The sequence below is a fragment of the Acetobacter sp. P1H12_c genome (assembly GCF_018811975.1).
In the GTDB taxonomy this organism is placed as follows: Bacteria; Pseudomonadota; Alphaproteobacteria; order Acetobacterales; family Acetobacteraceae; genus Acetobacter; species Acetobacter persici.
In genome coordinates, this window is record NZ_JACRVR010000003.1 from 111,391 (window position 1) to 131,785 (window position 20,395).

23 protein-coding genes are annotated in these 20,395 nt (G+C 60.2%); 2 read left to right on the forward strand and 21 right to left on the reverse strand.

The window, feature by feature from the left end:
• Window positions 1-58: 58 nt before the first annotated feature.
• Together rpmF and KP699_RS04050 are read right to left on the reverse strand one after the other, a co-directional pair.
• Window positions 59-262 (reverse strand): 50S ribosomal protein L32, encoded by a 204-nt coding sequence (rpmF, locus tag KP699_RS04045; protein ID WP_025825885.1) that lies wholly within the window; start codon window positions 260-262, stop codon window positions 59-61.
• A gap of 157 nt (window positions 263-419) precedes the next feature.
• Entirely contained in the window at window positions 420-974 is a 555-nt protein-coding gene (locus KP699_RS04050) for a DUF177 domain-containing protein (protein ID WP_215761706.1), read from the reverse strand.
• A gap of 226 nt (window positions 975-1,200) precedes the next feature.
• Between KP699_RS04050 and KP699_RS04055 the strand changes: the two genes are divergently transcribed.
• Window positions 1,201-1,761 (forward strand): outer membrane protein assembly factor BamE, encoded by a 561-nt coding sequence (locus tag KP699_RS04055; RefSeq protein ID WP_077931420.1) that lies wholly within the window; start codon window positions 1,201-1,203, stop codon window positions 1,759-1,761.
• Between the two features lie 48 nt (window positions 1,762-1,809).
• Here the strand turns inward: KP699_RS04055 and KP699_RS04060 are convergent, their stop codons facing one another.
• Genes KP699_RS04060 through def form a run of 5 tightly spaced genes read right to left on the reverse strand, consistent with a single transcriptional unit; the run spans window position 1,810 to window position 5,694 of the window.
• Complete coding sequence (locus KP699_RS04060) at window positions 1,810-3,189, reverse strand: sensor histidine kinase KdpD (protein ID WP_215761707.1); 1,380 nt, start codon at window positions 3,187-3,189, stop codon at window positions 1,810-1,812.
• A 24-nt stretch (window positions 3,190-3,213) separates the two neighbouring features.
• The gene (locus tag KP699_RS04065; RefSeq protein WP_215761708.1) at window positions 3,214-3,945 is read right to left on the reverse strand and encodes a response regulator; all 732 of its coding nucleotides are present in this window, start codon (window positions 3,943-3,945) and stop codon (window positions 3,214-3,216) included.
• Window positions 3,935-4,465, reverse strand: a complete 531-nt coding sequence (locus tag KP699_RS04070; protein WP_025825876.1) for a MarR family winged helix-turn-helix transcriptional regulator — start codon at window positions 4,463-4,465, stop codon at window positions 3,935-3,937. The genes KP699_RS04065 and KP699_RS04070 overlap by 11 nt, the downstream gene beginning before the upstream one ends.
• Window positions 4,466-4,498: 33 nt before the next feature.
• A complete protein-coding gene (locus KP699_RS04075) occupies window positions 4,499-5,167 on the reverse strand; it encodes a rpsU-divergently transcribed protein (protein ID WP_215761709.1) in 669 nt (222 codons plus the stop codon).
• Window positions 5,164-5,694 (reverse strand): peptide deformylase, encoded by a 531-nt coding sequence (gene def / locus KP699_RS04080; protein ID WP_215761710.1) that lies wholly within the window; start codon window positions 5,692-5,694, stop codon window positions 5,164-5,166. The genes KP699_RS04075 and def overlap by 4 nt, the downstream gene beginning before the upstream one ends.
• A gap of 201 nt (window positions 5,695-5,895) precedes the next feature.
• Here def and rpsU point away from each other — a divergent pair, with 201 nt between their 5' ends.
• On the forward strand, window positions 5,896-6,099 hold the full coding sequence (gene rpsU / locus KP699_RS04085; protein WP_006557524.1) for a 30S ribosomal protein S21: 204 nt from the start codon (window positions 5,896-5,898) through the stop codon (window positions 6,097-6,099).
• Between the two features lie 59 nt (window positions 6,100-6,158).
• Here rpsU and KP699_RS04090 read toward each other — a convergent pair whose 3' ends face one another.
• The 14 genes from KP699_RS04090 to KP699_RS04155 all read right to left on the reverse strand — a co-directional run bounded on the left by KP699_RS04090 (window position 6,159) and on the right by KP699_RS04155 (window position 20,385).
• Entirely contained in the window at window positions 6,159-8,303 is a 2,145-nt protein-coding gene (locus KP699_RS04090; RefSeq protein ID WP_252346779.1) for a prolyl oligopeptidase family protein, read from the reverse strand.
• Between the two features lie 171 nt (window positions 8,304-8,474).
• Window positions 8,475-9,590 carry a 3-isopropylmalate dehydrogenase gene (gene leuB, locus KP699_RS04095; protein ID WP_212360592.1) on the reverse strand — a complete coding sequence of 372 codons (1,116 nt, stop codon included), beginning with the start codon at window positions 9,588-9,590 and terminating at the stop codon, window positions 8,475-8,477.
• A gap of 15 nt (window positions 9,591-9,605) precedes the next feature.
• On the reverse strand, window positions 9,606-10,229 hold the full coding sequence (leuD, locus tag KP699_RS04100) for a 3-isopropylmalate dehydratase small subunit (protein WP_077931416.1): 624 nt from the start codon (window positions 10,227-10,229) through the stop codon (window positions 9,606-9,608).
• Complete coding sequence (gene leuC / locus KP699_RS04105; RefSeq protein WP_215761711.1) at window positions 10,229-11,632, reverse strand: 3-isopropylmalate dehydratase large subunit; 1,404 nt, start codon at window positions 11,630-11,632, stop codon at window positions 10,229-10,231. The genes leuD and leuC overlap by 1 nt, the downstream gene beginning before the upstream one ends.
• Before the next feature lie 180 nt (window positions 11,633-11,812).
• Window positions 11,813-12,199, reverse strand: coding sequence for a 50S ribosomal protein L19 (gene rplS / locus KP699_RS04110; protein WP_025825863.1), 387 nt, complete (start codon window positions 12,197-12,199; stop codon window positions 11,813-11,815).
• A gap of 14 nt (window positions 12,200-12,213) precedes the next feature.
• Window positions 12,214-12,966: a tRNA (guanosine(37)-N1)-methyltransferase TrmD gene (trmD, locus tag KP699_RS04115; RefSeq protein ID WP_086656086.1), complete on the reverse strand. Its 753-nt coding sequence runs from the start codon at window positions 12,964-12,966 to the stop codon at window positions 12,214-12,216.
• Window positions 12,963-13,505, reverse strand: coding sequence for a ribosome maturation factor RimM (rimM, locus tag KP699_RS04120; RefSeq protein WP_215761712.1), 543 nt, complete (start codon window positions 13,503-13,505; stop codon window positions 12,963-12,965). Before rimM ends, trmD begins: the two co-directional genes overlap by 4 nt.
• A gap of 28 nt (window positions 13,506-13,533) precedes the next feature.
• The gene (rpsP, locus tag KP699_RS04125) at window positions 13,534-13,884 is read right to left on the reverse strand and encodes a 30S ribosomal protein S16 (protein WP_025825857.1); all 351 of its coding nucleotides are present in this window, start codon (window positions 13,882-13,884) and stop codon (window positions 13,534-13,536) included.
• 49 nt (window positions 13,885-13,933) lie between these two features.
• Window positions 13,934-15,328 carry a signal recognition particle protein gene (gene ffh, locus KP699_RS04130; protein ID WP_215761752.1) on the reverse strand — a complete coding sequence of 465 codons (1,395 nt, stop codon included), beginning with the start codon at window positions 15,326-15,328 and terminating at the stop codon, window positions 13,934-13,936.
• A gap of 116 nt (window positions 15,329-15,444) precedes the next feature.
• Window positions 15,445-15,981 carry a Spy/CpxP family protein refolding chaperone gene (locus KP699_RS04135; RefSeq protein WP_077931413.1) on the reverse strand — a complete coding sequence of 179 codons (537 nt, stop codon included), beginning with the start codon at window positions 15,979-15,981 and terminating at the stop codon, window positions 15,445-15,447.
• Window positions 15,982-16,084: 103 nt separating this feature from the next.
• Window positions 16,085-16,255 carry a hypothetical protein gene (locus KP699_RS04140; RefSeq protein WP_202205684.1) on the reverse strand — a complete coding sequence of 57 codons (171 nt, stop codon included), beginning with the start codon at window positions 16,253-16,255 and terminating at the stop codon, window positions 16,085-16,087.
• 179 nt (window positions 16,256-16,434) lie between these two features.
• The gene (locus tag KP699_RS04145) at window positions 16,435-17,184 is read right to left on the reverse strand and encodes an ATP12 family chaperone protein (protein WP_215761713.1); all 750 of its coding nucleotides are present in this window, start codon (window positions 17,182-17,184) and stop codon (window positions 16,435-16,437) included.
• Window positions 17,181-19,370: an AsmA family protein gene (locus KP699_RS04150; RefSeq protein WP_215761714.1), complete on the reverse strand. Its 2,190-nt coding sequence runs from the start codon at window positions 19,368-19,370 to the stop codon at window positions 17,181-17,183. Before KP699_RS04150 ends, KP699_RS04145 begins: the two co-directional genes overlap by 4 nt.
• Before the next feature lie 31 nt (window positions 19,371-19,401).
• A complete protein-coding gene (locus KP699_RS04155; RefSeq protein WP_215761715.1) occupies window positions 19,402-20,385 on the reverse strand; it encodes an RluA family pseudouridine synthase in 984 nt (327 codons plus the stop codon).
• Window positions 20,386-20,395: the final 10 nt, after the last annotated feature.

Here is a 20,395-nt window from a genome sequence, read left to right on the forward strand (position 1 = left end):
GCAGATGCCTTACTCCCGTAACAACACATTACCTTATGGCAATGTGAGCCATCTGCCCTCAGGCGCGAACAGCGACTTTCAGTGCCTTGCCAGCCGCAATCACTTCACGGCCGTCATAATGGCCGCAGTGGCTGCAGATGTTGTGCGGGCGCTTCAGCTCACCACAGTTGGAGCATTCAGCATGAGCCTCCACACGCAGAGCCTGATGGCTGCGACGCATGCCACGACGTGAAGGCGAAGTTTTTCTTTTGGGTACAGCCATGGGACCGAGCCCCTCCAAACAGATCAAAGACTACCGGCACCGTGGACAATCCACACCACCGAAAGACAAAACAGGTTAATCACCAGATTGAGGGCGGCCTCTAGCAGAGAGCCGCCTCTTTCGCAAGCAAGAGCGCAATAAAACCTATCGCAGCACGTCAGCTATCTTTGCGGCGCAACCGTGCGAGATCGGCAAACGGATTAACTTTTTGCGCCGCAGCTTCCTGCGCACCAAGCTTTTCCGCCTCTTCCTCACTTATGACAAGCCCGTCGGGCAGACTGGCGTCCGGAGCATGGGGATAGGGCTCAAGATCCAGTGCAAACTGCTCAACCGCAGCTTCCCCAAGGTCAATCGATTCCCCTTCATAGGGAATCTCGTCCAGGGCTTCCAGATCAGGTGCGGCACTTTCTTCAAAATGCTCCTCAGGCACAAACTGCACCGCAAAGGAGCCTGCCAGCATATCCTCAAACGGTTCGAGTGTGCGCACACACGTCTCCTTAAAACGGACCGCCAGCGCCCCGTGGGCGGACACAAGATCCCGCCGCCCCAGAGTAAGCGTATATTTGCAGCGAAACATGCTGATTTCAGGCAAACCCAGACGTCTGGCAATCTGCGCGCACTCGGCGGGCGTAGCCTCGACCGTAAGATCCAGCCCGGATGCGCCGATTCGACGCACGGCAACGGGGCGGGAAAATTCCGGCTTATGCGACATGGAAACCTCCTGAAACTCTGGCTTCTGGAAAAACAGACCGGCCTCCTGCTGCGGATTTACAGGAGCACCTTTCTGCAGGCCTAACATAAAGCGCCCCAAGCGCAATGATCAGCCTGAAAACCCGCCCTCTGCACAATTCAGGAATTGACGCACAGAGCCCGTTGGGGCATCCGACAGAGTAGGTCTTTCTCAGAGTGACCGCATAGATTTGGGGACGCCTTACCGCATGACACCGCACCGCAAGAAAAGTATGACGCGCTTCGGCACCGCCTGTGGGGCGCTGGCGGCTGCGTTCGTCATTTCCGGCTGCTCCGTGTTTGCCCCCACTCCCGTGCCGCGCGGCTCCCTTATCGAGGCGGATGATTATAATCAGCTGACACCGGGTTCCAGCACCCGTGCGGATGCGGTCGATCTGCTCGGTTCCCCCACCACCAAGGGCGCCTTTGACGATAATACCTGGATTTACATTTCCATGACGACCTACATGCGGCCGCTGGATTTCCCCGGTATTGATAAGCAGCAGGTCGTTGTTCTGAAGTTTGACGGCGCAGGCACCCTGCAAAGCCTGCGGACCCTGAACCGTAAAGACAGCCGCTCTGTGGCCATGATCAGCAAGGTCACACCGACACCGGGCACCAGCATCAACATTCTCCAGCAGATTCTGGGTAATGTGGGCCGCTACAACCCGATGCAGAACATGATGAATTCCAGCGGTGGCGGCACCGGCACGGGTATGATGGGCGGCAATAGCGGCCCGGGCCACTTCGGTGCGGGGAATACGCTCTAAACCGCTTTTTTTGCTGAGCTCTATTCCTTCAGCCTCAGACCTCCTGCCCTAGGGCAGGATCAGTTTGACGCGCACCCCTCCGGTGGGCGAGGATTCGAGTTCCATATCGCCCCCGTGAGCCCGCACGATATCGCGTGAAATTGTCAGACCCAGACCGGTGCCACCTCCACGGCCACTTTCAAAAGCCCGAAAGACGGACTCCCGCCGCTCCGGGCTGATCCCCGGCCCGTCATCATCCACCAGAATACAGGCCCCCTCCTGCATGGCGTAGGCGGTTACCGCTATTGCTCCCCCATGCCTGCGGGCATTGTCCAGCAGGTTGGTCAGAGCGCGCTTCATGGCGTCCGGCCGCATATGGACATACAGACCCGGCTGCACGGTCACAGACTCAACCCGTGCCCCGGCCCGGCGGGCCGCTGTGACAACGTCCTCAATAAACGGCGCCATTTCCACCTGCTCCGGGTTTTCCGCGCCCTCACCACGGGCGAAAGACAGATAGCTGCCGATCATGTGTTCCATCTCGGCAACATCACCGATCATATCATCCACTTCCTGACTCAGCTCTTCGCCTTTGACCGTGCCACTGCGGGGCATCATGGCCAGAGAGAGACGCAGGCGGGTCAGAGGGGTGCGCAAGTCATGCGAGACCCCGGCTAGCACGCCGGTCCGCTGAGAGACAAAGCGATAAATCCGGTCCTGCATGCGGTTAAACGCCACAGCCGCCTTCCGCACCTCCTGCGCCCCTTCCAGCTTGATGGGGCCAATATCCCGCCCCAGCCCAAACTGTTCGGCAGCCCGCGCCAGACGGCGGATAGCCCGCACCTGATTCCGCATGAACAGACTGGCCACCACAAACAGCAGAATGGAACTACTCAGCGCCCAGCCAACAAACAGCCAGATCTGCCCCACATCCAGCCGCTTGCGGGGGGCATCCACATCCAGCACCCCGTCCGGCAACTGGATGGAAATTTTCACGGTATGCGGGTCCACCTTCCAGTTCACAAAGAACGGATAATCAATGGCGGTATCCAGCGCGTGCGCCAGATCATCATCCATCGGCCCGGTAATGTGGTTAAACCCAAAACGCCGCAGGCGGGCGCCGGGATGCCATGTTTCCACGAGTTGCAGATGGTCCCGCGCCTGCGCCACAAACCAGTCCTTGTCACTCCGCTTTTGCAGATGTTCCAGCGCGTTGAGAGACAGAACAATATCCGCCGTCACACTGTCTGACAGCCGACGGGAGACAACCCGGAGAAAATTTCCGTAAAACAGTTCCAGCGAGATGGCCTGCGTAATCAGCAACGGCATCAGGACAATCAGCAGAGAGCGCCCCAGCATGGAGCGGGGCAGCACCCGCCGCACGGATTTTTCCACACCACGGGATCTGAGCACCCCTGAGGGAAAAAGTTTGAGTGCGCGCCGTTTCATCGCGGCATCACTGACAAAAATATGTCACTGCACACCGGGCTTGAGCACGTAACCGCGCCCGCGAATGGTGTGCAGAAAACGCGGCTCACGCGGGTCCGACTCAATCCGCCGGCGCAGGCGCGTAACCTGCACATCCACGGCACGCTCGCCAATTTCCGCCATATCCAGCGCACGAGCAATTTCCTCGCGGGAGAAAACCTCGTTCGGGTGACGCGCCAGAACAGACAGAAGAGCCGCCTCCCCCCCTGTCAGATGCACATTCCCCTCCGGGCCGGACAACAAGGCGCGGACAGGATCAAACTCTTTCTCCCCCAAACGGATAATACGCAGATTGTCCGCGGCGGGTGCGGGCGTCAGACGACGCAGATGCGCCTTGAGCCGCAACAGCAGTTCCCGTGGTTCAAACGGCTTCCCCAGATAATCATCCGCGCCCGCTTCCAGACCAGAAATCCGGTCAGCGGGTTCACCACGCGCCGTCAGCAGCACAATGGGCAGATCCTGCCCGGCATCCCGCAAGGCGCGCGTCAGTTCCAGTCCGTTTTCACCCGGCATGGTAACGTCCAGCACCATGGCGTCCGGCTGAATCCCCTGTAAGGCCTGCCGGGCCTCCGCCGCACTGGCCGCAACGCTGATGCGGAACCCCTGTTCAGACAGATAGCGTTGCAGCAGACGCCTCAGGCGCGGGTCATCATCCACCACTATGACATGGGGGGCCGTTCCTTCTTCCGGGACACTCTCACGGTGACTAAGTTCCATTGCGTCCCTTTCTTCGTCCGGCGGCGTCATCCGCCATCATGGCGCGGCTGCTTTCAGAAAGCATTCCGTGCATCACACGCCGAAACCCTTCCACGGCAGCCCCTCCCGCTTCCCGATAGGCCGCACTCAGGCGCTGGCGCACAACGGCAAACAGACGGGCCTCCACAGCCTGCCCTTCTTTACTGAGCCGCAACAACCTTTGTCGTCTGTCCCGCAGCCCGGTTTCACTGTCCAGATAGCCACGGTCCTGCAATTCGCCGAGCGTCCGGCCCAGACTTTGCTTGGTAACACCCAAGGTGTCCTGAAGGCGGCTAACCGGAATACCGGGGCTGAACGCCAGCACCTGCAAAACCCGATAATGCGCGCTTCCCAGTTTTTCTTCTGTCAGAATCGGTTCAAGGGCAGCCGCCATATCGCGCCCTGCCAGAAACATCATGGTCTGAGCCAGCCTGAGCTGCTCTTCCCGCAGAAAGAGCAGCCCCGCACCGGCCTCATCATGTGGGCGATATCCTGATGTCATCAGCGTCTGCCGCCTTGCTGCACGCGCCGCCCCTCAGACCGCAGCCGGACGCACAGGGGCCTTTCTGCCGCTCAGACGTGCGCGAAGTTGCCCAAGACGCAGCACACCAGCAAGCCGGCGATCAATAAAGGCCGCAAGAGCGGCCTCATCCTGCCCGCGCGCCAGCCAGTAGAGCAGAGTCGCCCCATAGACCGCCCCGAGCGTGAGGCGTTTGGTCACATACGTCATGCCTGAGGACTCATCCTGCGCCGCCTGCCAGATGGCGTTGACGGTGCGCATCAGGGAACGCCGCAACGCGCCACGTGCACAGGGCGTCGCCAGCGTGGCAAACCCGCTTCTGGCGCCGGCCCGCATGGCCTGATCCACGGGCAGACGCAGCAGAAGGGCCTGCCGGACACGCTGGCTCAGGCGGAGCTCCGCAGTCTCCTGCATGGCGGCAACCATCTCCCGGTCACACAGGTCTGACCAGGCCTCGACCATTTCCACCGGCCCACCGGGGAACAGCAGGTCTGCCTCCGGCCCGGCAACATCCCGCAGGACCTGCACGCTCCACCCGCGCTGCCCGGCAACAGCCGCCAGTTTGCGCAGCGCCGTATCCCGCACGGCATCCCGCTCAACAGGGAATGGCATACTGCCCGTCGCCAGCCCCGCTACAGCCAGAGAAACTGCCTGCTCGACCCTGCCCCATCCTGTGGTGGTCATGTCCGCACTCCGTATCGCGTTACCTCGGTATCAAATCCGAGCTTTCCAAGATCATCCATTCGCATGGGATAAAGAATCCCGTCCAGATGATCCATTTCATGCTGCATGACATTTGCTCTGAAGCCTGAGGCTACGCCGTGCACCGGGTTGCCTTTCTGATCATATCCCGCATAGCGGACCCGCCTGTAGCGCGGAACTTCCCCCCGCAGGCCGGGAATGGACAGGCACCCTTCCAGACGCGGCATCTGCTCTTCCCCCACGGGCTCCAGCACCGGGTTGATCAGCACCTGTACGTCGCAGGGCGGGTCATCCTCTCCCTCACTCCGGCTTTCCGGCACAAAATACAGGAAAACCCTTTTTGAAACATGGACTTGAGGCGCCGCAAGCCCGACACCCCCGGCATCCTTCAGGGTTTCCATCATATCCTGAATCAGAGACGTGATCTCCGGCGCGGTGACGTCCGCTACCTCATCCGCCCGCCTGAGCAGAACAGGGTGGCCCATCCGGGCAATTTTCAAAATAGCCATACCAGCCTCCTTACAGCCCTGTTCAGTCCTCACAAGAGTTTGTTGCCGGGAAGCAAGAACGAATTGTGTCTTTCTGCAAGCCCGTGCTATAGACGCCACCAATAGAGGAATCGGTGGCACGGAAGTGCTGAACCGAGTCTTTTCCATATCACGTCAAAACCGGGGTTATCCGGGTTTTCTGAAACAGGGGTTAGTGGCCAAGTGCACGTTCTCGTCCGTGACAACAATGTCGATCAGGCTCTCAAAGCGCTCAAGAAAAAAATGCAGCGTGAAGGCATCTTCCGTGAAATGAAGCTGCGTCGTCATTTCGAAAAGCCTTCCGAGCGTAAAGCACGTGAGTCTGCTGAGGCTGTGCGCCGCGCCCGTAAAATGGAACGCAAGCGTCTCGAGCGCGAAGGCTTCTAAAGCTTCCGCACACAGAACGCTAAAAAAGGGCGGGACACGCAGTGTGTCCCGCCCTTTTTTCATTCCTTGTCCATCAGACGATGAGACAGATAGACCGCTTCCAGCGCCCGCTCATGCGCAACTTCCGGCGCGTTCACCGTTCCGGAATGGCCGCCTTCAATATCTTCATAATAGAAGAATGGCTTCCCCATTGCCTCAAGCCGCGCAGCAAAGCGCCGCGCATGGACGGGGCCAACGCGGTCATCACTGGTGGCTGTAAAGATAAACGGTTCCGGATAGGAAATATCCGCTTTCAGATTCTGCACCGGAGAAATAGACCGCAGGAAATCAGCTTCTGCCGGAACGGACATAGACCCATATTCCGCAGCCCATGAAGCCCCGGCAGACATGGTTTCAAAATGCTCCATATCCAGCAGCGGCACACCGATAATCACGGCATTCCACAGGTCCGGATGCTGTGTCATCTGCACCCCGGACAACAGGCCACCATTGGAACGCCCGCGAATCCCGAGATAACGCGGTGAGGTAATCTTGCGGCTGATCAGATCACGCCCGACGGAGGCGAAGTCATCATAGACTTTCTGTCTGCCTGATTTACGGCCTGCCTCATGCCATGCGGGGCCAAACTCCCCGCCACCGCGAATATTCGCCACCACATACACACCGCCACGCTCCAGCCAGAGCTGGCCGATTTCCGGCGCGTAAAGCGGGGTGTAAGAGACCTGAAAGCCGCCATAGGCTGTGAGCAAAGTCGGGTTGGCACCATTCAGCTTTATGTCACGCCGATGCACGATGAAATACGGAATCCGGGTGCCATCCGTGGAGGTTGCCCAGAACTGCTCCGTAACCAGATTATCCGTTTTGAATCGCGCCGGAGCGGATTTCACCTTGCGCGGTTGCCCCTTCCCCTCGAGCAGCCAGAGCTGAGACGGCTCCAGATACCCTTCCACACTCAGGAACGCTGTGTCTGATGCGTGATCCGTATCGACAATATGGATAGAGGTCATATCCGGCAGCGCAAGCGGTGTTGCCTGCCAGGGCTGACCGGCCTGCGGCGCGGTAAAGCGCATTGCCCGACCGCGCACGTTATCAAACAGGCTCACGACCACGGTGTTTTTCGTAACACCCACCTGATCAATGGACTGAGACGCACCGGGAGTGAAAATAACCTGCACACCCTGCTCCGCTGCGGCCGGATCAACGGACAACAGGCTCCCCGCCGGAATTGCAGCCTGCCCGGCCGGGTGCCAGTCTTCCTCCACAGAGACGATCAGACGCCCTTTGAGCATCCCCTGAATTTCGCTTTTTGCAGGCAGTGCAAGCCAGCGCAGGCTTTTGCCGCCCTCCACCACGGCATAACGGGTTTCAAAGAAGTTCACATTCCGCTGGATCAGCACAAGCTGGTGCCCGTCTCCATCTGTCAGCACCATCGGCATAACCGCCATATCAGAAGGCTCGCCGCGATAAAGCTCTGCCTCCTGTCCGGCTGCCGCACCCCGTATCATGGTTTTGACCACATACGGGTAGCCTGACGGCGTCAGCGTTGTGCCTTTTCCATCCCAGTCACGCGCCAGCAAAATCGTATTGGCATCGACCCATGCCGCCGTCTGCTTGGAACGGGAGAATACAAAACCACCCGGCACAAACTGGCCGGTTTTTGTGTTGAACTCCCGCAGCGTCTCGGCATCTTCCCCACCATTGGACAACGCCACAAGGCAGTGCTCATCCGCCGGAGCAAGGCAGTTCGCACCTTTAAAAACCCAGTTGATCCCATCCTGTTTTGCCAGAGCATCCACATCCAGACGCACGGTCCAGTCCGGTGTTTTTTTCAGGTAAGAGGCCTGACTGGCCTCGCGCCAGATCCCATGCGGGTGGGCTGCATCCTGCCAGAAATTCCAGACGGCCCCATCCATGAGAGACGGCATGGCAAGACGGTCCGGCGCCTGAAGACCAGACAGAACGGTCTTGTAAAATCCGGCGTAACGCGGGTCTTTTTCCAGCGTGCTGGTGGTGTGCAGGTTCTGGGCCCGCACCCATGCCATGGCTTGCGAACCATGAATATCATCCAGAAACGCTATAGTCGTATTGGCTGTAATGACCGGCGCGGCACCGGCGGCAGCCGTCTGTGCCAGTACGCTTTGTGCGGCCTCTGCCATAAGCAGCGCCGAGGCAGCCCCTGCCAGCAGTAAACGTTTCAAACGCATTCTTACTGTTCCCGGAAAAATCTGATGGATCATGCAGACTGTTTTTTCACCGTATTGAAAAACAGTCTACCCACCGGCCCAACAAATTGGAGCAAACAAAAAAAGCCCCCGGCGTTCTCACACCGGGGGCCGTTTTTTCAGGCTGCACAGCAGCCACCTGAAAAGAAAACCTTATTTCTGGAGTTTATCCAGTTCACGGACAATGGCCTCACCCATCACGGATGTGCCCACGCGCGCCATGCCGTCGCTCATGATATCCGCTGTCCGCAGCCCGCTTTCCAGCACGCGGGAGACAGCCTCTTCCACCATCTTCGCTTCTTCCTGAAGGTTGAGCGAATAGCGCAGAAGCATAGCAAAAGAGAGAATCTGCGCGATCGGGTTGGCAATACCCTGCCCTGCAATATCCGGCGCACTGCCATGGATCGGCTCATACAGCGCAGCGGATTTGCCGTTAGACTGCACCGCACCCAGCGTTGCGGACGGCAGCATACCAAGGCTGCCTGTCAGCATGGAGGCCAGATCGGACAGAATGTCCCCAAACAGGTTGCCGGTAACAATCACATCAAACTGGCGCGGATTACGCACAAGCTGCATGGCGCAGTTATCGGCCAGCATATGCGTGAGTTTGACGTCAGCAAATTCACGAGCATGGAGGTCCGTCACAACCTCTTTCCACAGCAGACCGCTTTCCATCACGTTGCATTTTTCAACGGAACAGACATGACCAGACCGTTTGCGGGCCATTTCAAACGCCACACGCGCCACACGCTCGATTTCCGGCGTTGTGTAGACTTCCGTGTTGATACCGCGGCGGGTGCCGTCCGGCAGAGTTTCAATTCCGCGCGGGTCCCCAAAATAAATACCGCCGACCGTCTCACGCACAATCATGATATCCAGTCCACGCACCACATCGGGCTTCAGCGTGCTGGCATCCACAAGTGCGTCAAACACCTTGGCCGGGCGCAGGTTGGCAAACAACTCCAGTTCCTGCCGGAGTTTGAGAATGGCAACTTCCGGCCGCTTTTCAAAACCAACATGCCCCCAGCGCGGGTCTCCCACGGAGCCGAACAGAACCGCATCCGCCGCGCGGGCTTTTTCAATCACCTCATTCCGGATTGGTTCGCCATATTCCGCAAGAGACGCGCCACCAACCAGATCTTCCGTGATGTCAAACGCAAGGCCACGGTTCTTTTCCAGCCATGTGATAACGCGGCCAACTTCCCGCATCACTTCCGGCCCGATACCATCCCCGGGCAGAACGAGCAGTTTTGCAGGCTGTGCAGTCATGGTTTTTCCCATTCTTCAATCAAGGGTGATTGAAGGCATCCAGGGGCGTTCCCCGGCAACCTTCTGTTCAAAGGACTTAATTTCAGTCTCGTGCTGAAGTGTCTGGCCAATATCATCCAGCCCCTCAAGCAGCATGTGCTTGCGGAACGGATCAATTTCAAACGGCACTTCCTCACCATCCGGGCGGATCACGACCTGCCGGGGCAGGTCAATGGTCAGCCGGGCATTGCTGCCCATGGTGGAGTCCGACATGAGCTGATCACAGATTTCACGCGGGAGGCGGATCGGCAGGATGCCGTTCTTGAAGCAGTTATTGAAGAAAATATCCGCAAAAGACGGGGCAATCACGCAGCGGATCCCAAAATCCAGCAACGCCCAGGGCGCGTGCTCACGGGAAGACCCGCAGCCGAGATTGTCATATGTGACCAGAATCTCGGCTTTCCGCCAGGGTTCCTTATTCAGGATAAAATCCGGATTTTCAGACCCGTCCGGGCGATAGCGCATGCTGTCAAACGCATATTTCCCCAGACCCGTGCGCTGCGTGGTTTTCAGGAAGCGGGCCGGAATGATCTTGTCCGTATCAATGTTGTCTTCCGGCAGAGCGGCAGCAACAGCAGACAGGGTTGTAAATTTTTCCATCAGACCAGCTCCCTCGCATCCGTCAGGTATCCCGTGACCGCCGCCGCCGCCGCCATGGCGGGAGACAGCAGATGCGTCCGCCCACCCGGCCCCTGACGTCCTTCAAAATTACGGTTGGAGGTGGACGCACAACGCTGTCCCGGTGTCAGTCTGTCCGGGTTCATCCCCAGACACATGGAGCATCCGGCCTCACGCCATTCAAACCCGGCATCCAGAAAGACTTTGTCCAGACCTTCTTCTTCCGCCTGCATTTTGACCAGCCCGGAACCGGGTACAATCATAGCGCGCACGCCGTCCGCCACCTTGCGGCCTGCGGCAATCTGAGCCGCAGCGCGCAGGTCTTCAATCCGACTGTTGGTGCAGGAGCCGATAAACACCACGTCCACCGGCGTCCCCGCAATTTTCTGCCCGGCCTCAAGCCCCATATAATCCAGCATACGCTGCATCTGCGCACGTTTTGATTCGTCCGCTTCCTGGGCAGGGTCCGGCACCGTGCCGGTAATGGGCAGGACGGTTTCGGGGCTGGTGCCCCATGTCAGGCTGGGAGCGATATCCTCAGCGCGCAGAGAAACTTCCTTGTCAAAATGCGCGCCATCATCCGTTGCCAGCGTGCGCCAGAAAGCAACTGCTTTCTCAAAGTCCTCACCCTTGGGGGCAAACGGGCGGTTGCGCACATAGTCAAACGTCGTGTCATCCGGGGCGACAAGCCCGGCCCGCGCGCCTGCCTCGATGGACATGTTGCAGATGGTCATACGGCCAGCCATATCCAGCCCCCGGATGGCAGAGCCTGCAAACTCGATCACATGCCCGGTGCCGCCTGCGGTGCCGATATGCCCGATAATCGCCAGCATGACGTCCTTGGCGGACACACCCGGAGCAAGCTGCCCTTCCACCGTCACACGCATGTTCTTGGCAGGCCGTTGCAGAATGGTCTGGGTTGCCATCACATGCTCGACTTCAGACGTGCCGATACCGAACGCCAGAGACCCCATGGCGCCATGCGTGGACGTATGGGAATCTCCGCACACAATGGTCATGCCCGGCAGAGAAATCCCCTGCTCCGGCCCGACCACGTGCACAATACCCTGAGAAGCAGAAAGCAGCGGGAAATACGGAACCCCGAATTCCTTCACATTCCGCTCCAGCGTTTCAATCTGGTTGCGGCTTTCCGGCTCTTCAATGGGTTTGGTGCGGTCAGACGTGGGGACATTATGGTCTACCACAGCCATCGTCATTTCAGGGTGACGCAGCTTACGCCCGGCCAGACGCAGGCCTTCAAACGCCTGCGGGCTTGTCACTTCATGCAGAAGGTGACGGTCGATATAAAGGATAGAGGTGCCATCGGGCAAAGTTTCGACAACGTGGTGGTCCCAGATCTTGTCGAATAACGTACGCGGCGCCATGGCCCTCCCCTTTCATGGAACGGCACGGACTCGCGCAGATCAGCCTGAACTCAGCCCTGGTCCAACAGACGAAAAACCCGCGCCTTCATCTTCTCAGCACCCAAAAACCCGGCGGGCCGAAGCCCAACCGGGTTTTGCGGTGAAGCAGGCCGCCCAGAGGCCGCCTGCTGCAACGTGATTTTAGCCAGCAGCTGCCGGTGCTGCAACGTCACGCGGACGTTCAGCAATACGAGCAGACTTACCGCTACGGCCACGCAGATAATACAGTTTTGCACGACGCACTTTACCGCGACGCACAACCTTGATTTCCGCAATGGTCGGCGCATAGAGCGGGAACACACGTTCCACGCCTTCACCATTGGAGATTTTGCGCACGGTGAAGTTGCTGTTCAGGCCCTTGTTGGAACGGGCAATCACAACACCTTCAAAAGCCTGAAGACGCTTGCGCTCACCTTCAACAACCTGCACGGACACGCGGAGCGTATCACCGGCTGCGAATTCCGGCACGGCGCGAGCGGCTGTCAGACGTTCGATTTCTGCAGCTTCATACTGCTGAATAATGTTCATTTCGGTATCCTTCCTCAAACCCCTGTTGGGTCTGTCTGCCCGTTTTTCCCGTTGGCAGCAGCCCCGTTTTTCTCCCTGCGAGCCAGCCAGGCAGACCACAGGTCCGGCCGTCTTTCCCGCGTGATTTCTTCCGCCTGCGTCTGACGCCACGCAGCAATTGCCGCGTGATTTCCTGACAGCAGGACTTCAGGCACGTTCTGACCATCCCATACGGCAGGACGGGTATAGTGCGGATATTCCAGCAGGCCTTCGGAAAAACTTTCCTCAACCCCGCTATCCTCACACCCCATCACGCCGGGCAGCAGCCGGATGCAGGCATCCAGCAGCACAAGGGCGGCTGTCTCTCCACCGGACAGAACATAGTCTCCAATGGAAACCTGCTCGATCTTCCGGCTTTCCAGCACGCGTTCATCCACGCCTTCAAACCGGCCGCACAACAGTACGAGACCCGGCCCCTGTGCGTAGCGCTGCACGTCCTGCTGCCGGAGCGGGCGGCCACGCGGTGTGAGAAACACACGCGGCACATCCACCGGAACCTGCGTGGCTGCCAGAGCGGCATCCACCACGTCCGGGCGGATGACCATGCCTGCGCCCCCACCAAACGGGGAATCATCCACCGCCCGATGCCGGCCCAGACCATGCTCCCGCATATCCTGCGCCGTGCAGGACCACACACCGTTTTCCAGCGCGCGACCCGCCAGAGAAAGCCCCAGCGGACCGGGAAACATCTCCGGAAACAGTGTCAGCACCGTTGCCTGCCAGCTCATGCCGCAGGCCCCGCCGCCTTAGCTGCCCCCACACCGCGCCCTTCCTCACCAGAGACCTCAACGGGGCGCACGATGGTGACCACACGCCCTTTCAGATCAATCTCCGGCACGCAGGCCCGGGTGAACGGCACCAGCACGCCCCCGGTCAGTTCCAGACTGGCTCCACCCCCGTAATCATGCACCATGACAACCTGCCCCAGAGAGCAGTCGCCTTCCCGCGCCTCCATGCCGATCAGATCAGCATGGTAGAATTCTTCTTCCTCAGGCTCGGGCAGCGCATCACGCGGCACGAAAAGACGAGTATTGACAAGTGCCTGTGCCGCAGTCCGGTCGGCCAGTGGCGTGCCCTGCGCATCACGCAGTTCCGCCACACCGTCCGCCCCGCGCCAGCGCAGAGACCATTCCCGCCCCTTATCATCCACCAGAACCTTGTAGGCTTCCAGCGCGGACGCATCGGCTGCGTGGCTGTGCACATGCACAAGCCCGCGCACGCCATGCGGCCTGCCAACAACGCCTATCTGGATAAGGTCTGCGCGCATGATCCGGTCAGCTTAGCTCGCTCTGGCTTCAGGCTGCGGCTTCAGCAGCGGCAGCAGCAGCTTTAGCGCGTTCCTGAGCTTTCTTCTTCGGAGCGGCCTGCTTCGGCTGCTCGTTGTAAGCCGGCTTCGGAGCCAGACCAGCGTTGCCGAGGAAACGTGCAACACGGTCGGTTGCCTGCGCGCCCTGAGCCAGCCAGTGGGTGATGCGGTCGTTCACCAGACGCACGCGTTCAGCGTGGTCGGACGGCAGCATCGGGTTGTAGGAACCCACTTTTTCAATAAAACGGCCATCGCGCGGGGAGCGGCTGTCAGCCACAACGATGTGGTAGTAAGGACGCTTCTTGGCACCTGCACGGGCAAGACGGATTTTAACACTCATTCAGACTTCTCCAAAACCCTGAAAAAACTTCGGATAGAAACAGGCCGCTTTAGCGGAAGGGACGGCCACCACCCGGCGGCCCTCCTCCCATTCCTTTAGGCATGAGCGCGGACATACCCTGGCGCATGAGACCTTTCATGCCGAGCTTGTTAAAGCGCTTCATCATTGAGGACATCATATCAAACTGCTTGAGCAGCTTGTTGACCTCCTGAACACTCGTCCCTGACCCGGCTGCAATCCGCTTCTTGCGGGACGCCTTGATAACGGCTGGCGTTTTACGCTCGCCTTTGGTCATGGATGAAATAATGGCCAGATGCGTTTTGAGAACGGAGGTATCAAGATCCTTGTCACCAAGGGCTTCCTTGATTTTCCCCATACCCGGCAGCATGCCGACAATTCCGGAAATGGACCCAAGCTTGCTGATCTGTTTGATCTGAGATGCGTAATCATCCAGATCAAACTTGCCGGCCATCATCTTTTTGGCCAGCCGCTCCCCTTCTTCATGGTCAAGGGTATCAGCCGCTTTTTCCACCAACCCGGCAATATCGCCCAGACCGAGGATACGGCCAGCAACACGCTCGGGGTGGAATTCTTCCAGCGCATCCAGCTTTTCACCGGAACCGGTCAGCTTGATGGGCGCGCCGGTAATGGCCTTCATGGACAGGGCCGCGCCACCGCGGGCATCACCATCCATACGGGTCATCACCACGCCGGTCACACCCACAGCGTCATTAAACGCCTTGGCTGTGTTCACGGCGTCCTGCCCGGTCATGGCATCCACAACCAGCAGGGTTTCCGCAGGCTGGGTCACGGCACGAACCTGCCGGACCTCTTCCATCAGCGCTTCGTCTATGGACAGACGGCCTGCGGTATCCAGAATAACAACGTCATAGCCTTCGCGCCGACCCACATCCATCGCGCGCCGGGCGATTTCAACCGGTGTCTGGCCCGCAACAATCGGCAGGGAGGCGACATGCGCCTGCTCGGCAAGCTGCGCCAACTGCAACTGCGCGGCGGGGCGCTGCGTATCCAGAGACGCCAGCAGCACCTTTTTCCGCTCACGCATGGAAAGACGCAGCGCAATCTTGCCGGATGTTGTGGTTTTACCGGACCCCTGCAAGCCAACCATCAGGACAGGCACAGGCGGCACGGCGTTCAGGTTGAGCGGGACGGCGCCCGCTCCGCCGAGGGCATCAATCAGCGCATCATTAACAATTTTCGCAACGGCCTGACCGGGAGAAATGCTTTCCAGCACCTCCGCCCCTACGGCGCGTTCCTTTACCTTGTTAACAAAGTCCTTGACCACAGGCAGCGCGACGTCTGCATCCAGCATAGCCAGACGGACTTCGCGCATTGCCTCCATAACGTCGGCTTCGGACAGCGCGCCACGTTTGGCGAGCCCGTCAAAAACCCCTGAAAGCCTGCCTGAAAGTGCCTCGAACAACAGCGTAATACCCCAAAAGGAGACGCGCCACTGCGCGAACACTCGCGGAGTGGCGGTCCTGATTTGTGAGAACGGGTTACAGCCCCGCTCTCACCGAGTCAAGAAACGTCTGTCTTTTACTTGTCGGAAACCGGCGGCGCGGGGTGTTCAACCTCGCGGAGCTGCTCCATCAGGTCATGAATCTTGGCCTGACGCGCCTTGACCTGCGCAAGCTGGTCCGCCGTCAGCACATCGTGGATGCGGGCAGCCACGTCCAGATGGCGGGCTTCAGCCTGTGCACGCAGAGTCGCCTGCTGCTGCTGCAACGCCGCAATCTTGTCTTTATCAACCGGACCGGGAGACGTCAGGATATCCTGAATCTGCTGATGGATCTTGGAGGCATCATCCCGCATATCATCCCCGTGATCCTGATCATGGGCTTCACGCAGAATGGCGTCGATCTTTTTGCGCTGCTGCTTGGTCAGGTCCAGCCCTTCCAGCATGCTCATCCCGCCACCATGGCCACCCGGCATGCAGCCACCCGGTCCGCCGGGGCCGCCCGGACCACCCGGCGGCGGAAAGCCCCCATGGCCGGGATGTGCTGAGGCAGGCAGAGCTGCAACGGAGAGACCAATGACTGCCGCTGCGGCAAGGAAACCAGTTCTGTAATTCATGGACTCTGACAACTCCTGAAAAAATCTGTGCACTGATGACTATCAGACAATCCCCGGCCCCTGTGCAAGATGAGTCACTGCACTGTCACCAGAGGCGTCTGTTTCAGCTCATGGAATAGATGATGACAAAGACCGGGATCAGCCCCAGCAGAAACCAGGAGCCCATGGCGCAGGTTGCAACAGCATGGGCCACCCGCCCCTGCAACCGCGCCCGGGAGCCGGAACGTGACGGGACCTGATGCCGAGGTTCTCCACCCGTAGATTCATATCGCATCTGCATGCTCCTCATCCGGTGACATGACCGCCTTTTCAGGCTGAGAGAACGCTCCCGTTCATCAGTCTGTGAGGTTCTGTCTGGAGGCAGACCGGGGCAAATTCATGGCAGATGCGTGTCGATCAACACATAAAACACGGGCGCAGCCAGCAGTAGCAGGAAGCCTTACTACTTACGCTTTACGCCTTACGCAGCAGTTCAAGAAAAAGGGCAGCGTCCGCCACATCCCGCAGGCGCATGGCAATACGGTCCGTCACATCCGTATCTTCACCCCAGATCGCCATCTGCTCCCGCTCATCCAGCGTGGCGCAGGCAACCAGTTCCTCCGGCGTACCCGGCCCTTTAACCAGAACCAGCCCCAGATAGAGGCTCCCCAGCGCGGGGACGGCAACCCCCAGCACGGCCAGTTCCGCATCCGGGAGAGACTCCAGCAGCGCACGCAGCGTCCGCATGGTAGCGTCCGGCTGGGTGATGGGCATCACACCTTCCGTAGTGCGCAACGCCATCCCGAACGTATCCTGACACCAGTCCAGCCAGGGAGACCACAGCTCCCGCTGCCGCCGGGCCAGTCTGGAATTCCCGGCCTCGCGATAACACAGCAGGTCACTGCTCGCATACGCCAGCAGACTGTCGATCACGCCCGCCCGCGCGCCGGGTATACGCTCCAGCATGGAGCCGGCAATCCGGGTCATCGGCAGATCTTCCGGCCGGAAATATCCGCCTACGGTCAGGCCAGCCGCCTGCCATTCCGCCGCCAGTGCCTCCGCCAGCGGGCGGGAGGGCACAGCCAGCACGGTCCGTTCCGGCAGGCGGACGGGTCTGCCGTCAAGCTGGACAGCAAACCCGTCCTGCTCCGGCACAACGCTGGCCTGTTTCCAGAACCGCTTGCGTGCCCCCGCCGGAGCGGGCGCCTTCTCAGAACCGGTCATTTGAACAGTCCCAGCCCGCGCAACATATTCATCACCTTGCCGTCTTTCCCGACTTTGGGGACCGTCGGGGCGGGACCCGTCCCTCCTTCCCGCGCAGCAGAAAGCAATGTGGGGCAGTTATCATTACCGCCATCATCCCCGCCGATGTTCAGGCCGTAACGCCCGCCGTAAGAGGGTTCCATTTTCGGCACGGGCGCTGCCAGCGTGCCCGTTACCCGCAGATCAGATGAGGCCGAAGCCCCTCCCAGCAACACACGCGGCGAGAGATGCAGGTCCAGCACATGCGTTCCAAGCCCGACCGTACCGTGCCCGTGCAGGGAAAGGAACGGGGTTTCCATAGCCAGCAGATCAATCTGTGCAGACCCATTAGCAAGCTGCATGTGGGTGCCGAAGCAGCGCACCGGCATTTTGCCTTTCAACGGGATATCCGGCCCCAGCAGAGTGCGGAGCGCCGCCCCGCCAATAGAGCCATCCACCACGGACGCGCCGATATGCCCGGCCAGCGTCCGCCGCCGTGCCTCAGCATCATCCCCCTGCATACTAACGGCGCCGACAAGCATCAGCGCCCCCTGCATCAGGGGTGGTGCCCCCATCCAGCCCTGCACAGCCGTCACCGGCAGCACGACGGGGTGCATTGCAATCTCATAGGCCGGGCTGTTGCCGGAGGCATCATAAACAAACCGGGCGGATTGCGCGGTGTCTGAGCCTTCAGCCTGCACCGGGTCCGCCACCAGCTTCCCGTTCTGCACCGCCACATGGCTGGTGACCTGAGACCAGCTCAGGTCTCGCCAGCTGACGTGCGGGCTTTCCACAGTCATGTTCAGCGTCAGACCGCGTACCAGATCCTCCGGCGCATGCCTCTTCACCAGCCCCAGTGTGGATGCGGCTTCCACATGCCCATCCACCTTCACGCTCTCTGCTGTCGGGTAGGTGCCGCCGGGGGCAAGCTGGTCCAGCACACCATGCACCTCCACGGATGAATGGCCGCCACCCAGCGTGCCAGCCATTTTCAGGCTGGAAGCCCCGTCCACAAGGGTCAGGTCCACCGGGGTTTCCGTCTTTTCCGGCGCGAGGGCGAGCGCCGTCATCTGCGCCAGCGTCCCAAACGTGCCCCGCAGCGCCAGAGCCTGCGCCCCGAGCTGGCCGTCAGCCTGCACCGTCAGCGGGTCTTCCGCTTTTGTCGCGTCCAGCATGGCGCGGGTCAGCTTGCTGCCGGGCACAAAGCGGCCCAGTTCAACCTGCCCGGTATGCACATGCAGCCCCTGCACCACGGGCTGCTGGCCTGCCCCGGCAATCTGCGCATCCACGGAAATATTCTGCCCGTCCGGCAAGTCCGCCCGAGGGAAAAACTGCTCCAGATCCCGCAACTGCCCCAGAGACCCTCCGGCCTGAAGCGCATAGACCCGAGCGCCGTCAGGGTCCGTGATCCTGCCATCAAGATGCGCAAGCCCCGCAGGGTGGCCCGCAATATTCAGCGCCAGTTTGAACTGTACCGGGAAATCCCTGACGCGTGCGGGCAGCAGGCGGCCTGTCTGGCCTGTCAGCACAAACTGGCCCTTCCCCTTTTCCCCCCGCACGTCAAACGTGGGCGCGGCGCCGTCCAGATTACTTGCCTGAATACGCTCAAATCCGATCTGACCTGTCTTGCGCCGGAGCTGATCATCCCACCGCACATCCGCTTTAGAGACGCGGAGCGTGGAAACACTGACATCCCAGTGCATCTGGCCGGAGGACGTGCTGCCCCCGCCGGTTTCCGGCCGCACAGGCGGCGTAAACACCCAGTCCGCCCGGCCATCCGGCAGGCGACGCAGGGAAACATGCGGCTGAATGAGGCTGACATCATTAAAAACAATGCGATGGCTGAACAGCGGCAACAGCCCGAGGCGCGCACGCACTTCCGCCACGTCCAGCATTGTGCGGGTTGTCTGCTCCTCCGGTGCGCCTGCTGCGCTATCACCCTCTGCCACGCCGGACAAATGCACACCACGCGCTTCCACCCACGGGAACGGCAGAAGCCAGACATGCAGATGGTCAATCGCCAGATGGCGGCCGGTTTTTTCCTCTACCGCCGCTACCAGCCGGACGCGCAGCCAGTCCGCCTCCTGCATGGCGGACACAACACTCCCGCCGCCCACCAGCAGCACGGCGGCTCCGGCCACCAGACCGATCTTCCATTTCAGCCGCATGGGCCTTCCTCCTGCGTTCCAGAAGTCGCTGTTATCCGCCGCGACGAGACGGTTTGGGCGTAGCCCCCGGCGTGAAGCCCAGAGAACGGAAGGTCTCACGCATATGCGGCGGGAGTTCGGCCGTCACCGTCAGACGCCCTCCGGCCGGATGTGGCATATCCAGTTGCCGGGCATGCAGATGCAGCTGGTCTGCAAAGCCATCAACATGCGCGGTTTCCCCGCCATATTTCGGGTCACCCAGAATCGGGGTGCCGAGCGATTCACAATGCACACGCAACTGGTGCGTCCGGCCCGTATGCGGAGAAAGCGCCAGCCATGAAAATTTACGCGCAGCCGAATCCACGACTTCATAGGACGTCCGGGCATACTGACCGTCCGGGTCTTTCCGGTCTGCCGCCACCATAATGGCGTTTGCGCCAACCCCGAGCCGCGCCAGAGGCTGATCAATCTCACCCTCCATCGGGTCAGGCCGCCCCACCACAACAGCCCAATAGGTCTTTTTCACGTCCCGCCCACGGAAGGCTTCCGCCAGCTTGGCGGCAACACCCGGTGTGCGGGCCAGCAGCAGCAGGCCGGATGTATCCCGGTCGATGCGGTGTACCAGACGCGGGCGCGGGTCATCCGCCTCAGCCCGCAGGCCGTCCAGCATCATATCCACATGTTTGGTAATACCGGGGCCGCCCTGCACCGGCAGACCTGCCGGTTTGTTCAGCACAATCAGATGCTTATCCTGATACAGCACCATGCCCTGAATTTCACGCACCAGCCGCTCATCCAGCGGGCGCGGGGCATCCTTCGCCGGTTTAGCAGCCATCGGGATAGGCGGCACCCGCACGGACTGACCCGGTTGCAGGCGGGTCGAGGCCTCAGCCCGTTTGCCATCCACCCGAATCTGCCCGGTACGGCACAGTTTTTGCAGCGCACCCTGCGTCAGATGCGGGTAATGGCGACGAAAATAGCGATCAAGGCGAATATCCGCCTCGTCCTCGCTGACAGTCAGAATCACAACACTCATGCGACGATAT

Coding starts and splice junctions, on each gene's coding strand:
- trmD (WP_086656086.1), bottom strand. CDS start 12,966: ATGAGCTGGCAGGCAACGGTGCTGACACTGTTTCCGGAGATGTTTCCC.
- KP699_RS04060 (WP_215761707.1), bottom strand. CDS start 3,189: ATGAAACGGCGCGCACTCAAACTTTTTCCCTCAGGGGTGCTCAGATCC.
- rpsP (WP_025825857.1), bottom strand. CDS start 13,884: ATGAGTGTTAAAATCCGTCTTGCCCGTGCAGGTGCCAAGAAGCGTCCT.
- rpmF (WP_025825885.1), bottom strand. CDS start 262: ATGGCTGTACCCAAAAGAAAAACTTCGCCTTCACGTCGTGGCATGCGT.
- rplS (WP_025825863.1), bottom strand. CDS start 12,199: ATGAACATTATTCAGCAGTATGAAGCTGCAGAAATCGAACGTCTGACA.
- rimM (WP_215761712.1), bottom strand. CDS start 13,505: ATGCGCGCAGACCTTATCCAGATAGGCGTTGTTGGCAGGCCGCATGGC.
- KP699_RS04070 (WP_025825876.1), bottom strand. CDS start 4,465: ATGACATCAGGATATCGCCCACATGATGAGGCCGGTGCGGGGCTGCTC.
- KP699_RS04150 (WP_215761714.1), bottom strand. CDS start 19,370: ATGCGGCTGAAATGGAAGATCGGTCTGGTGGCCGGAGCCGCCGTGCTG.
- KP699_RS04065 (WP_215761708.1), bottom strand. CDS start 3,945: ATGGAACTTAGTCACCGTGAGAGTGTCCCGGAAGAAGGAACGGCCCCC.
- KP699_RS04135 (WP_077931413.1), bottom strand. CDS start 15,981: ATGAATTACAGAACTGGTTTCCTTGCCGCAGCGGCAGTCATTGGTCTC.
- KP699_RS04075 (WP_215761709.1), bottom strand. CDS start 5,167: ATGACCACCACAGGATGGGGCAGGGTCGAGCAGGCAGTTTCTCTGGCT.
- KP699_RS04145 (WP_215761713.1), bottom strand. CDS start 17,184: ATGACCGGTTCTGAGAAGGCGCCCGCTCCGGCGGGGGCACGCAAGCGG.
- KP699_RS04155 (WP_215761715.1), bottom strand. CDS start 20,385: ATGAGTGTTGTGATTCTGACTGTCAGCGAGGACGAGGCGGATATTCGC.
- KP699_RS04050 (WP_215761706.1), bottom strand. CDS start 974: ATGTCGCATAAGCCGGAATTTTCCCGCCCCGTTGCCGTGCGTCGAATC.
- leuD (WP_077931416.1), bottom strand. CDS start 10,229: ATGGAAAAATTTACAACCCTGTCTGCTGTTGCTGCCGCTCTGCCGGAA.
- leuB (WP_212360592.1), bottom strand. CDS start 9,590: ATGACTGCACAGCCTGCAAAACTGCTCGTTCTGCCCGGGGATGGTATC.
- KP699_RS04140 (WP_202205684.1), bottom strand. CDS start 16,255: ATGCGATATGAATCTACGGGTGGAGAACCTCGGCATCAGGTCCCGTCA.
- def (WP_215761710.1), bottom strand. CDS start 5,694: ATGGCTATTTTGAAAATTGCCCGGATGGGCCACCCTGTTCTGCTCAGG.
- KP699_RS04055 (WP_077931420.1), top strand. CDS start 1,201: ATGACACCGCACCGCAAGAAAAGTATGACGCGCTTCGGCACCGCCTGT.
- leuC (WP_215761711.1), bottom strand. CDS start 11,632: ATGGCGCCGCGTACGTTATTCGACAAGATCTGGGACCACCACGTTGTC.
- KP699_RS04090 (WP_252346779.1), bottom strand. CDS start 8,303: ATGCGTTTGAAACGTTTACTGCTGGCAGGGGCTGCCTCGGCGCTGCTT.